At 57.3% G+C, this 13,499-nt stretch carries 10 protein-coding genes; 4 read left to right on the forward strand and 6 right to left on the reverse strand.

The window, feature by feature from the left end; genetic code table 11:
- Nucleotides 1–82: 82 nt before the first annotated feature.
- The 6 genes from ccsA to SFX18_11635 all read right to left on the reverse strand — a co-directional run bounded on the left by ccsA (nucleotide 83) and on the right by SFX18_11635 (nucleotide 7,383).
- The gene (gene ccsA, locus SFX18_11610) at nucleotides 83–3,958 is read right to left on the reverse strand and encodes a cytochrome c biogenesis protein CcsA (protein MDX1963794.1); all 3,876 of its coding nucleotides are present in this window, start codon (nucleotides 3,956–3,958) and stop codon (nucleotides 83–85) included.
- A 74-nt stretch (nucleotides 3,959–4,032) separates the two neighbouring features.
- Nucleotides 4,033–4,821: a hypothetical protein gene (locus SFX18_11615; protein ID MDX1963795.1), complete on the reverse strand. Its 789-nt coding sequence runs from the start codon at nucleotides 4,819–4,821 to the stop codon at nucleotides 4,033–4,035.
- A 17-nt stretch (nucleotides 4,822–4,838) separates the two neighbouring features.
- On the reverse strand, nucleotides 4,839–4,964 hold the full coding sequence (locus SFX18_11620; protein ID MDX1963796.1) for a hypothetical protein: 126 nt from the start codon (nucleotides 4,962–4,964) through the stop codon (nucleotides 4,839–4,841).
- 190 nt (nucleotides 4,965–5,154) lie between these two features.
- Nucleotides 5,155–5,373, reverse strand: a complete 219-nt coding sequence (locus SFX18_11625) for a hypothetical protein (protein ID MDX1963797.1) — start codon at nucleotides 5,371–5,373, stop codon at nucleotides 5,155–5,157.
- A 336-nt stretch (nucleotides 5,374–5,709) separates the two neighbouring features.
- Nucleotides 5,710–7,017, reverse strand: coding sequence for a helix-turn-helix domain-containing protein (locus SFX18_11630; protein ID MDX1963798.1), 1,308 nt, complete (start codon nucleotides 7,015–7,017; stop codon nucleotides 5,710–5,712).
- 33 nt (nucleotides 7,018–7,050) lie between these two features.
- Entirely contained in the window at nucleotides 7,051–7,383 is a 333-nt protein-coding gene (locus SFX18_11635) for a hypothetical protein (protein ID MDX1963799.1), read from the reverse strand.
- A 545-nt stretch (nucleotides 7,384–7,928) separates the two neighbouring features.
- Between SFX18_11635 and SFX18_11640 the strand changes: the two genes are divergently transcribed.
- The 4 genes from SFX18_11640 (at nucleotide 7,929) to SFX18_11655 (ending at nucleotide 13,463) form a co-directional block, all read left to right on the forward strand.
- On the forward strand, nucleotides 7,929–8,621 hold the full coding sequence (locus tag SFX18_11640) for a 7-cyano-7-deazaguanine synthase (GenBank protein ID MDX1963800.1): 693 nt from the start codon (nucleotides 7,929–7,931) through the stop codon (nucleotides 8,619–8,621).
- A 52-nt stretch (nucleotides 8,622–8,673) separates the two neighbouring features.
- Entirely contained in the window at nucleotides 8,674–9,078 is a 405-nt protein-coding gene (locus SFX18_11645; GenBank protein MDX1963801.1) for a 6-carboxytetrahydropterin synthase, read from the forward strand.
- Nucleotides 9,079–9,624: 546 nt separating this feature from the next.
- Nucleotides 9,625–10,968, forward strand: coding sequence for a MotA/TolQ/ExbB proton channel family protein (locus tag SFX18_11650; GenBank protein MDX1963802.1), 1,344 nt, complete (start codon nucleotides 9,625–9,627; stop codon nucleotides 10,966–10,968).
- Nucleotides 10,965–13,463 carry a hypothetical protein gene (locus SFX18_11655; protein ID MDX1963803.1) on the forward strand — a complete coding sequence of 833 codons (2,499 nt, stop codon included), beginning with the start codon at nucleotides 10,965–10,967 and terminating at the stop codon, nucleotides 13,461–13,463. The genes SFX18_11650 and SFX18_11655 overlap by 4 nt, the downstream gene beginning before the upstream one ends.
- Nucleotides 13,464–13,499 lie beyond the last annotated feature (36 nt).

Here is a 13,499-nt window from a genome sequence, read left to right on the forward strand (position 1 = left end):
CCACGGTAAGGGCCACAAAAAACCGTGGGCTAGCGCCCAGTGGTTGATTTGTATAACTCAAATCTTTGGCTGTGACAAAGCACTAGGCTGACGCCACACGCGACCGCACACTCCACCACAGTGACCGGGGTAGTGTCCCCAGGAGTATGATCCCCATGAGCGCCGCGTCAAAAATAAGCATCTTAAGCAATACCCCCTCGGTAAAGCCGTAGCTATGCAGCCCGACTCCTAGTTCGTTGGTGCCAAAGTACGACCAAGCGGTCACCACCCCGCCAAAAATTGACAGTAGGGCCACGCCCCGATCCTGGACCATTCCTCCCCAGCGGGCATGCAGCACGATAGCGTTCCACAGCACGATAATAAACGCGCCGTTTTCCTTGGGATCCCACCCCCAAAAGCGGCCCCACGAGTCATCCGCCCACAGTCCACCCAGCACGGTACCGATAAAGCTGAAAAGGATCGCAAAGCAAAGGGTGCCATAGATCATCTGGCTGAGCTTCTTTTCTTGTGATTCCTTTAGCAGTGGGGTGCAAATGCCCGCCAAGACAAAGACCGCGCCAAACGCCCCGGCCAACCCGGTAGCCGCGTAGCCCAGGGCGACGGTGGTGACATGCGTCGCCAGCCAAAAGTTAGTGTCCAAGACCGCCTGCATGACGCCCATGGTGTCGCCCCCTGTTTTGGACCAATCGGCAATATCGCCATACAGCCCCGTGGAAATCAAAATGGTAAAAAAGCCCATCAGCGCGGCGACAAAATTCCCCAGGTGCGTGCGGGAAAACCATTCCAGGGCCAGGGCCAGGATCACACAGCCGCAGCCGATAAAAATCGCGGAGGAATACAAATTAGTCACCGGCGGTCGGCCGGATAGATACACCCGGATGGACAGCCCGATCAAATGCATGGTTAACACGCCGAGGAGAAACCAGAATACGCCGGATTGCAGGCCCTTGCCCCAGGTGGTGTCGGCGAATAAGAATCCAGCCAGGGCCAGCACGCCGCCGATCAAATACAGGATCATGGCGGTGGAGAAGGGATTCCAGTGGTTGTACCAGGCTTCGGTTTCGAGCGCGGCGGGGTCGTAGTTGGCGGAGTTGAACCTGTGCCCGGCCAACATTTGCCGATAATCGGCGACCGCCTGGTTAAAGGCGGCGGGTTGGTTGGCCGCATACGCCGCCAGAATGGACTGGAACTTCTTGGCAAAGGGATTTTCCCCGCCAGCGGGACGCAGAACTTTGCGCATTTCTTCCAATTCCTGGACCACCGCTAGCGGCAGCAGTTCCTGCTCAAACAAGTCGGTCGTGGGAAGATACCCATCTGTTTTTAACAGCACATTGAGCGCGCTGGCGGTCAATTTTTGTTGCTCGCTGATTTTTTTCAGGTTTTCCGCCCCGAATTCCGCTGGAATTTCATAAGGAATGAATTGCGGCTTTTGCAGGCTGATATCTTGCAGGTTGTTAAAGTGCATCAACAGGCCAACATCCCCCACCATCTTGGGCGGTATCGCTTGGCGCAGTTGGGCCAGATCGATCTCCCGCGGCGGGATCACTCCCGACTTTAACGCGTTGACCACGCCCAACCGCACGTTCAATTCCATCGCTTTGCGTTCGGTGGTGGTATAGTCGCGCAGGTCCTTGCCCTGGGCGCTGTGGGTGTATTTATCCAGGTTGGCCAGGTTTTTAAAGACTTCGGCCAGGGAGTAAAAATGTTTTTCGCGCCGTTCGAGCTTTAGTTCGTCCAAAATTTGATCGTTTTCGATATAGATAAAGCGTTGATCGGCAAAATCATGGGAGCCAGTGTAGAGGTCCAAGAGCCAGCGTATCGCCGGCTGGGTTTTGTCATTGGTGTCTTTGAAATTTTCCCGCCGCGAGATAATCGTCAGGGCGTTCCGTGCCAAGGAGTCAAAGGGCTTCATCCGCCCCATGAACACCGCGGGAAGCTTGCCAAATTCGCGCAGGTTCATTTCTTGGGCGGTATCCACCGCTGGTTGCCGCGAGATAACTAGCGATAACCCCATCACCGCCAGGGCCAACGCGCCCCCCGCCACCCCTGACCAGAATGTCAGCGGCGAAAACCACGCGCGGGGTCGGACTGCCGCGACGGGGGCTTCTTGCCGATGCAGGTAACGCAACAGCGTCACCAAAAAGTGAAACATCAACCCCGTTCCCACGATCATGCAGGCCAGATAGGGGATCATCCAGGAGGTATTTTCCACGATTTGCAGGCTGGTGAATTCCGCCCCGTAAATGGGGTCGCGGGTATAGCCCGATTGATAAAAAGTTTCTCCCGCGTGCCGCAGGGGATCGTTCATCTTGATATGCTTGGCCCGTATCGGCTGGCCGACAGGATCAAACATTTCAATGTCCGAGGAATAATTGCGAGCGGTTTTGCTGCCTAAGTAATTATCCCCCCGCACTTCCGAGACGTACAGCGCATAAGGTTTGTAATCCCGGGCAAATTGCAGGTTAAGATCGTAGGGCTTGCCGTCAAGCTCCACGCGCCGCGGCGTAAACGGGGAGGACTCGCCGCGCCCCAGGTTTTCGTAGGGAGTGGCATAATACTGGCTGGCCCGCAGCGCCTGCCAATACGTCCCCAGCGGCGTCGTGGCGCCCGGCGCAAACAGCCGCACTTTGACCGCGGGCGTGTTGACCTCTCCCCCGCCGGTCCCTGTCACGGCGGGGACTTGCTGCGGTTTCACGTACAGCGTTTCGCGGCCATTAATAAACTGCAGGCCGCTGGCGGCGTCACCGGGCTGCCGCATGTCCACGGTGGCATTGACGAAAAATTCCTCGACTTCGATTTCCAGGGGCAGGTTCGGGTCTTGAATTCGCGATTTGTTGTTGTAGGCCGCCTGCAAGCGACTGGCGGGGACGCGGATCACTTCAAACTTTTCCGGGTTTTGCGGATCCACATGCGTCAGGGTCAGTTCCGTTTTATTCAAATTATAGGCCACATAGTTATAGCCCCCTTCCGCGATATCCATTTTCCATTCGGTGTGAAACGCATACACAATCAATTCATTCACCAGCAGCAGCATCAGCCCCGAATGCAACAACACCACCCCCGCGCGCTTGCTAAATAAAAACCAGCAGCCCGAAAGCAAAATTCCCCCCGCGATTGTCGCCTTGATCAGTTGCCACAAAATACGGGAAGAGTTGTCGTTCACCGGCGGATCACCGATGGCCACCAGCCAGCAAAACAGCGCAAAGGTCAACACCCCCGCCCCGCCAATCAAACACTTTTCGATGAATTGCCGCTTGTCCAAAGCCACCACCAAATAGCCCGCCATCGCCCACAGCGCCGCCAGCCCAATCTTGATCCCCAGCCATAATACTCGATACGGCTGTCCCCCGGCGTCGTCGATATAGCTATCCACGTGGGTGACAATGACCATCAGGCTAAATACCGTCCCTAGGGCGATCAGGCCCAACCCGGCCCCCAATTTCCAGCCACGGGCCTGCGTGCGAAATTTTAACCCATGCGCGGCCAGCAGATTGAGGGCCATCAGCACGCCCAGCGTCATCCCGCCCGGAAAGGGAAAGGCAAAGCCATCGGCGAAAGTATTGCGCCACCATTCCAGCGGAACCAGGTCCCGCCAACTGTCGCGGGTCGCTTTTTCCCAGTCCTCCACTTGCTTGGTCAGGTTAAATTCTTGCCCAAAGAGCTGGGTCTTGGCAAAAAATGACTCCGGGACCAGATCGCCCAACTGCACCCAGGCGATCGGCGTGCGAAAGTACTGTCCCACCGCGACAAAAGTTTCTTTGCGCCATTGGGCCAGTGTTCCCAAAAAGACCAGGATCACGGTAAGGCTCAAGAGCACCACGGTCAGCCGCAACGAGGCCAGACCCTGCAAACTCGCCAGCCAAAATGGGGTGGCCGCAGTCCGTGTGCGAATAGGGGTCGCCACTTCGACGGCGGGCTGGGACTTGAGGGCGGTTAAGGGGAGGGCTTGGGTGGCCATAGCAATGGTATTGTTAAGGATCGATTCAAATTGAAAATGCCAGGCACGGGGTATAAATCTAGATCAACGACGGCTTAGGGATTGCTGACCGGCGCGGGGTTACTGGGCGGATTCAAACCAGCGGGACGGCGCCCGGTAAACTTTCCCGCTTGATCAAAGAGGGTGACCGTGGCGCTGGGTGATTTTATGATGATGGAATTTTGGGGAAGTTCCGCGGAGGTAAGGGGTGGTTGTTGAAACTGGCTCCGCCAGCGGTTGATGTTTTGGAGCGTGGCCTCGTTCCAATCGCCGGTATAGGAAAGCTCCGATACGGCAATTTCCAGCGGTTGGCTGCCGATTTGCCAGCGGATCTTGGCCACCCCGCCAAAACCATCCTCATACGGTTCTACGTTCCAACCCGCGGGAAGTTTCCACGCGGGCAGGTTGTTGCTAATTTGCCCCGGATCCACGCTTTTCAAAAAATCCTGAAATGTCTCCGTGGCTTGGGCCACTATTTCCGGCGGTCCCAGCAATTTAAAACTGTAATAGCGGGGTTTTTCGGGGACGGGGACCAGAGCCGCCAACATTCGTAAAGGGGCCGCGGATGCCGCGGCTGATGGTGCTTCTTTGCCCGGTTCACCCAGGAATGACTGCACTCCCTGGATAAATTGCTGATCTTGGGCTCGTCGTTTTTGGTTCAGCTCTTGCTGAATTGCCTTGGCCCGCGCGGGGGCCGGGACCATGACGACTTCGCGGGTAATCGGTTCTTCGCCACAGCCATTACAGACCAGACAGGCCGCCAAACACCACCACAACCCCGCCAAAGGTAGCCGGGGAGTCATGCTTAATAGCGGGCCGATCATCGGGCGTGGCGGGGATCGCATGGAGAGTGCGGCGGTGGTTAGGGATCGATACACGAAAAAGTACTCCCCCCCGAGGGCATGTCAGCGGGACTGGCATCTTGAGCGGGGGCCAGGGCCTGCCGCCACGCGAATGTCGCGGCAAACCATATCAGCGCGTCGGGCAAATAAAGGCGGGTCCCGGAATTGCCTTAGGCTAAACAGTAGTTATGCGCTATGGCGGCCTCCCCCACAACGATTCCAGGAAGGAGTGATCTCCTATCCTGATTATAAGACAACTCTCGAAAGAGACCTAGTCACCCGCGGGAAAATCAATTTCGCGGGAAAAAAACGCCCAAGAGAGAGCCTGGGCCTGAATTAGCGGCGAATGGTGTCCAGGCGGGCGTGAATTTCGGCTAACTCGATCTCCGCCTGCTTTAATTTGGAGGCCAGTTGCTCTTCGCGGGTGCGATATTTGGCTAATTCCTCGGTCTGGATGCGATTTTGCTCCAGCAAAAGGCGATTTTGGGTTTCGAGGACCCCCGTTTCGCCGCGATACGACAAACCGCAGCCCGTGGCACAACCCAACAGGAACAAGAGGAGCGCGCCGCCCCTGATCAAGCTCGGTAAAGACCTATGATTTCCCCGCATTCACAATCCTTTGCGAAGCAATTTGGCTTAATAATAAGCTATGCCAGAATTCCTGTTTATTCGGACTGTTTGCATTTCTGCTGCTGACGATGATCCAGGGGGGGCTCGCCGAGGCTCGACCCCCGCCACCCCATCAAATGCAGAATGCAGAAGTATGAATGCAGAATTGAGTGTAGTCATTCTGCCTTCTTCATGCTTCGTTCTTACTTCTAACTTCCTACGGGGGGCTCGCCGAGGCTCGACCCCCGCCACCCTCCCTTTACCATCCTCCCGTCTCCCCCATTACTTACCCTCAAACATCCCCAGCAGCGAATCCATGATGGCACTATTGTAGGCGGTGGTCCCGTGCCAACTCCAAATGCTTTGGCTCAGGTCGTACACCATGATCCCGCCCAAGAGTAAAAACACGATGCAGGCGAGGAGGCTAAGGATATTCCAGACGGAATAGGGAGCTTCGGGGATGCTGGCGACCGGCATCATGGCGACGCCCGCAGCGGGCATGGCGCCACCGGCCAGCGCGTCGGGCATTCCCAAGGGGGATTCCGTGAGTAAATTATCCCCCGAGGAAAACATCGCGCCGCTTGCGGAAAGGTCTTCCTCCGAGTCCAGGGCGATGACTTGCGATCCGCTGTCGGAATCGTCATCGTCCATACCGCCGGGGGTCAGGGCAAAGTCCTCATCCGCGCGGAGTTGCGTCGCCCCCTCGACATCGACATCATCCTCTAGCGTGATCATGTCATCTTCGCCGATGACCAGGTTGTCCTTGTTCTTGCCGCTAGAACCCAGCGTCAAGGGTTGTTCCAGGGACAAGCCGCTATCCGCGGGATCGACCAGCATGATGCCGCTGTCGGCGGCGTTCAGGGTCAGGTCGCTGCCGCTCCCTCCCAGAACCAATTCGTCATCATCGCTCAGCATCAGGCCGGAATCCCCCTTGGTGGTGTCAAATTCCGGATTTTTACGGGCCCGGTCGGAAGGCGAATCCCCCAGCGAAATTTCGTCATCGCTGGATAATTTTAGCTCTCCCGAGCCTAGCGGCGCGCTGCTTCCCAGGGCGTCCACATTCAGTTCGTCGGCAAAGATATTGCTGCCAATGCCGCTCCCTGTCCCCATGCTAATTTTGGAATCATCCGCCAGCGATAAGCCGCTGAGGCCGCTCAGATCGCCGCCGCTTCCCAGCAATTCGATGTCACTGGCCTGGCCCCCCGTGGGACCGTCCGCCCCCTGCAACCGTAAATCGCTATCCCCGGCCAGGCGAATGTCGCTGTCGGCCGCGGCCTGGGCGTTCTTTTGCTTGCCAATGATGGTGCTTTTGGTCGTCTCGGCCGATTCCCCCAATTCCGCCTCGCTTAGCAAAATGGAATCCGGCTCGTTTTCGTCGATCAACTGGATGTCGTTAAGATCGGTTTCCCAACTGCTGGCGCTGTCGTCCTGGTCCCGTTTATAACGTTCCAGTTCGTCGGTGTCGTATTTCCACTCACCGCCGTCGCGCTTGGGAAACAGCTTGCTGCGGTCGCGCAGCGAGTTAATTTCCTCGACGGATTTTCCCAGGATGCGGGCGGCTTCTTCGGTATCAACAAGACGTTTGGCCATGACAAGAACTTGGGTAAAAAAATCTGAACGTTGTTATTTCTGTTCTAAAAGTGTGCGAATTTCCCGCGGCAGGGGATTAGCGCTGTTGTATTCCAGCAGTTGCATGTCCCAGGTTAAATTTCGCGCGCTTTTAAGTGTGATGACGCCCGTCGCCAATTCCACCTGGTACACGCATAACGCCCGTCGCCGTGGATCCAACACGGTCAACAGTTGAAATTTTTCCGTTACCGCGGTGTGTGTGATTAGTTCGCAGCCAATCTGTGCTTCGTGCGCGGACTGGGCGGTGACATTCCAGGGTATGCACAGCGCCCCGCCCAAACAGACAAGCGCAAAGCCCAAGACCCCCCCGAGGACGGTGTGTCGCATGCCAAAGCTCCTACGAAAAGTTACTGAGGTGCCGTGTCAGGCGGGCAACACACCTAAAATTCATTGTAAATGGCCAAGTTTGCCATACAAGAGTTGCCCGCGGATGAATCCCCAAAACGGGGTGAATTCTTAGCGAAAACAACGATTGTGCCAAGCACAACCGGCGTAAACGGACTTTGATCCCCGGGTATCCCATTTTTTATCCTCTGGTCAAATCTGTCACGTTCCGCGCAGCATGATCAGGAAGACCACGAGAGACACCGGGAAAAGTCCCCGTAATTTAATGCTAACTCTAATTCCGACAATAGTTTAGCAAGAATTTGAGGTTTGCGGCAAGGGCGCTTTTCGGCCTGCATCAACCAGCTTGCGGCAATCAGGTCCAGCCGTTCTTCGCCGCTCCCCCGTGTGGCGACCCCACTCGTCCGTTATTCCCCGGGGGAATAAAATGACATTGTCCTAATTCAGGGGAATGGTTGGTGGTGAATCGTAAGCTGCCCCCTTGTCACCGATTTTTTTTGGTATTTTGCCGGGAAAGTTGAATTCGCATGTCGCTACCGCCACCGCGGGGGCCCCTGGGTGTACTTGTCAGCGGGGGACTGGATAGCTCTATTTTGCTGGCAAATTATTTAACAAATGGAATTGCGGTCCAGCCGTTATATATTCGCACGGGGACAGTGTGGCAAGCGGCTGAGTTGGCCCATTTGCGGCGTTTTTTGCAACGAATAGCGGATCCCCGGCTGGCCCCGCTGGTCTGTTTTGAAATGCCGTTGGCCGATGTGTATGGCGGGCATTGGAGCATGACGGGGGAGGCGGTCCCGGGCGCCGAGACTTCGGATGAAGCGGTTTATTTGCCGGGTAGAAATGCTTTGCTCCTGTTAAAGGCCAGCGTCTGGTGCCAACTAAACGGGATACAACAATTGGCCTTAGCTCCTCTAGCGGGCAATCCCTTTGCCGATGCCACACCGGAATTTTTTGCGGCGTTTCAGGCAATGATCAATCTGTCCGCCAGCCCGCCGCTCTCCATTTTGCGCCCCTTTGCCACCCTGGATAAAGTGCAAGTGATGCGTCTAGGACGAAATTTCCCCCTCGAAGAGACATTTTCGTGCATCGCGCCCGTACGGGGAAACCATTGCGGCCAGTGCAATAAATGCGCCGAGCGCCGTCTGGCTTTTTTATCCGCGGACTTGCCCGATCCCACCCGTTACGCCGGAACATCGCGGCTGGCTCAAATTCGCTAAGGCGGAACCTAGAGATTTTTCCGAACTTTTTACACACCCAAGGGTGCCAGACATGTATCGCGTTTCACGGCAAATCGACTTTTGTTATGGGCATCGGTTGTTAAATTACGATGGCAAATGCCGCTATTTGCACGGGCATAATGGCCGGGCGATCATCACGATCGAGGCGGCACAACTAGACGCTAGGGGCATGGTGCTGGACTTTACGGATATTAAGCGGGTGGTTAGCGAATGGATCGACCGCGAGTTGGATCATCGGATGCTGCTGCACCAGGATGATCCTTATGTCCCGGTATTGCGGCAAATGGGGGAACCGGTGAAGTTATTGGATGTTAATCCCACGGCGGAAAACATTGCCCGCCTGATCCATGAATTTGCCGTGTCGCAGGGTTTTCCCGTGGTCGAGACGAACTTGTGGGAAACACAAAACTGCTATGCCACGTACCGGTCGGCGTAGATTCTCTTCCTCTTTGTTGCCAACGCGCTCCGAGAATTGCGCGATAAAATAAACAGTCCGGCGCGAACCACTCCCGATTCGGCCGGACTGAGTTTCCCCCCCTGGGATATTGGATTCTCGCTCGTGGCTTGCTGGCACGCTCCGAGAATTGACTGGCAGTAGGTATTATCGTCCCTCCGCGGGTCGAACTTTGGTAAACTTTGCGGGTTACCCAAACCTGCGCGGTTAAGCGCGCGGCCCGCCGCATGGGATAAGTCTTTCTAGCGAGGGCCATGGTGTGATCTCTTGCTTTGTCACCACCGCCGCGCGCAGCGGGGGCCAACTGACCTAAAAATTTTTTCAGCGCTAAATATCTGATAAGCGGCGTAAGCTTTGCCGATTATGTAAAAGAACCGGGTGTTTTCGCGCCCGCGTCGCTTCCCTCTCCGTGCTAGCAGCTAGCACTTCGGGAATGAGGTCGACACAATCCGCGCTTTTGTGTATTTCCCTAGGGCGTTACGCGGCATTAATCACGGTCAATTATTGTCTTCTTGCAAGGTTTGTCCCATGACCCGCATGCTTTCAGCGATTTGGCGCTCTCCCCTGTTGTGGGCCGCGGTCTTGAGCGTGTTGTTTTATTCCAGTCTGGAAATCGAGGCGCTCCGGCATCCCCTGGTTTTGCGCTATTTTGCCGGACACTGGGTCGAGTATGTCGAAACCGCCGCGTTCTTTTTGGGCTTGTGCGTGCTGTATGTCAAATGGCAGGACATCGTGCGGCAAAAGCAGGCCAGCGAACAGACGTTGTTGCCGATGACTCCGCCCGGGGGCCAGTTGGTCGCGGATTGCCCCAAATTGCTGGCACATTTGCGGGAAAAGAGCGGTGAAACCGCCGATGATTATTTGCCCCGGCGGCTGCGCGACGCCCTGGAGGCGATCTTTCGCCGCGGCACCCCCGACAAATTGGATGATGAGTTAAAATATCTTAGCGACCTCGATGCCGCCCGTTCGCAACAAAGCTATTCGCTATTGCGGATCATCATTTGGGCGATCCCGATCCTGGGCTTTCTGGGGACGGTCATCGGCATTACCGAGGCTATCGCCAATCTCTCGCCGCAACAGTTGGAGGAATCCCTGCCCGAGGTCACCTCCGGTCTGGGCGTGGCGTTTGACACCACGGCCATCGCGCTGGCGTTTTCGATGGTGCTGATGTTTCTGCAGCATTATGTCAACCAAATCGAGGAAACTCTGCTAGCCCGGGTGGATAGCCAGGCCACGCTGGAACTGGGCGGACGATTTCCCCAGCAGCTTTCACTGGACGATCCCTTGCATCAGGCCGTGCAGCGGCTGGTGGGGGCGATCCTACCCGCGCAAGAGCAACTGTTGCGGCAGCAAGTGCAACTGTGGCAGACCTCCCTGGCCGAGGCCAACGAGCATTGGCAGTCCGTCACCACCAGCGGCGGGGCGCAACTGACCCAGGCCATCGGCGGCGCGCTAGAGGAAAGCCTGTCCCGGCATGGAGCGCGATTGCAAGAAATCGAAACCGCGCAGCAAACGCGACTGCGGGAAATCGCCGATGCGCAAGCCGCGCGCCAGGAAACACAATCCACGAACTGGCTGGCGGGTCTGGACCGCGCCACCGATAAACTGGCCAAGCAACAGCACGAACTGGCCCGCCAGGGGGAACTGCTAATCAAGATCGTGGACGCCACCCAGCATGTGGGTGAATTGGAAACCAAGCTCAACGACAACCTAACCACCCTGGCCACCACGCAGCAATTGCAGGAGACTTTGTTAAGCCTGAGCGCTACCCTGCAACTGTTGGTCGCGCGGATGAATCCCTTGTCCGGGGAAGCGGCTCAAGTGGAACTCCCCCGCGGTGGCGTCAAAAAATCACGAGGTCAAGCGGCATGAAGCGTGCCACCGCGCCGCAACAGGGAATCTCGCTCTTTCCCTTTTTAGCCGTGTTGCTTTGCACCATGGGGGCCTTGATTGTGCTTTTAGTGGTGATCAATCGCAACTCGCGGCGGCAGGGGCTGGCTTCGCGCGCGCAGGCCCTGGCCAAACAGAACAGTTCACCGGCGGAAAGCGTCCAGCCGTCTCCCGCACCAATCCCCGCGCTATCCTCCAGCGCTGCCGCTGGTGACAAAGCCACATTACAGCGGGATTTAGCCAAACTGGACACCCAGCTAGAAGCGGCCCGCGACGCCGTGGAGACGCTCAATTGGCGGGTTGGCCATTTACAGACCACGCGCGATAAATCCGCGGAAGATGTCCGCCAAGAGCGTTTGCGCCTAGGATCCGCCGAAGAGTTGTTGCGCGCCGCCGAACAGCAAACGCGGGAGCTTTCGCGGGCATTGCGGGAACTCACCCCGCAAGCGGCCAGTCGCCAGTTAAATCGCCAAGAGTTGTCCGCGCAATTGACCGCCGCGCAGCGCGAGTTCCAATTATTACGAGAAAAAATAGCCGCCAAACAGCAACAGGCCGCCGCCGCCACCCCTAAATTTTCGGTTGTCCCCTATGACGGGCCAAATCGGACCAATCGTCGGCCGATTTACATCGAATGCACCGCGGAACGGATTATTCTGCAGCCGGAAGGGATCACCCTAACGGCGCGGGATTTTGTGGGTCCGCTGGGTCCGGGAAATCCGCTGGCCGCGACGGTCCGCGCGATTCGTGATGAATTAGTCGCTCAGGCCCCCCCCAATCAGCCCGCGACCGAACCTTATCCGCTGTTTTTGATTCGGCCGGACGGCATTGCCGCGTATTATTTAGCCCGCGAAGCGATGTCCAGTTACGCGCATGAGATCGGCTATCAAGCGGTTGACCAGGAATGGGAATTAGCCTATCCCCCCGCGGATGCCGCGGTACAACAACGCGCGACCCAGGCCCTGGCCACCGCCCGCAATTTATACCAGCAGTATGTCCAGGCCCATCCGGGCCAAGCCGCCGACCAAGCCAAGGTCGCTTATCGTGTGTCCCCTGTTACCGGTGGTTTGGTCCCCGCGCAAGGGGGGCTCGGCGAAACGCTGCGTCCCCGAGCTACGCGCCCCACAGGGGGTGGTCCCGGTGGCGGAGGGAATACTGGTCTGGTGGGCAATAACGGGGGAAATTCTGTCAATGGCGTGAGTGATGCTGGCGGTGGGATTAATGCGCCATTAACGCGTCTCAGTCCCACCAACCCCGGACAGCAGTTATTGGGGACGCACCCCGCGCTAGCGGGGGCCAGTGGTGTTGACTCGACGACCCCCGAACCCTGGCGGATTACCCGTGGCGAGGGGAATGCCAATCGCGGTGGGACCGGCATGAGTGCTGGCAGCGGCCTGAATGCGGGCAGCGGCACTGGGCCTGGAAGTGGCAATGGCCTGAGCGGCACGGGCAACGGCGCCAATGGCGCGAATGGACTCAGGGGGACTGGCAATGAACCAGGAGAGCCGGGGGCGAATAATGGCGGTTCAGGGCTTCTTGCAAATACCAACAATTTCACAGGCAGCGCACAGCCTGGCCAAAATCCCGCGAATCTAACCGTAAACTCCAGCACGGGTAGTAACAGCCCGCCGGGAACAACTGCGGGCAATCAACCAGCCGGCAATATCACATCCAACAGTGCTGCTTCGTCCAGACAGAATAACTCCCCAGGAGGCGGAAACTTACCTTATGGAAATGCGGTGGCCGACGCCGGTCAAGCTACCGCGACAAATCGCGCGTCCCCAAATGGATCGAATGGCACTGGAAGGAATGGCAGTGCGGCAAAGGGGAGTGGAACGACTACCAACGGAGCGACGGGGGATACCGCCAACGCTTCAGCCAATGGCGGTTCCGCGGGGAGCGGCGCGGATGGCCCCCCGTCCGGCGGGACCAGTTTTGAATCGCTAGCGGGAATTTCCACTAGTGGTGGCGGCACGCCCAACGCTCCCAGCGAACAACCGTTTCGCCGGACTGCCGATCGCGAGCGGCAAAATGCCAAGCCAAACCAAGAAACCCGCAGCCTGGCCGATACGCGCGGCAACAACTGGGGGTTAAAGCATGCGCGGCAGGACGCGCAGCCCCTCATACGTCCCTTGGGCGTGCAAATCACGGACAAGCAATTGATTTTGGCTGCTGATCCCGCGGCGGATGATCCGCAAAAAGTGATTCCAATGGTTGGAGCAACGGATGAAAGCATACGCGAATTTACTGCGGCTGTGGAGCAGCGCATCAAAAAATGGGGCCTGGCCGGACACAGGCTGTATTGGAGTCCCGAGCTAAAAGTCACCGTGGACCCCGCCGGCGAAGAGCGCTATGCTGAATTTGTGCGCCTGCTCGAGCGGAGCGGTTGGGCCATCACGCGTAAAAATCCTACCAATGGAATAAGCATCCCGGCGACCGCGACCGCGCCAGTTACAACGCCCGTTTTCCCGCAACGTTAAAAAAAGGCTGTCACAACGGCGCTCCGCCACACAGAC

Source organism: Pirellulales bacterium (genome assembly GCA_033762255.1).
Taxonomy (GTDB): domain Bacteria; phylum Planctomycetota; class Planctomycetia; order Pirellulales; family JALHPA01; genus JANRLT01.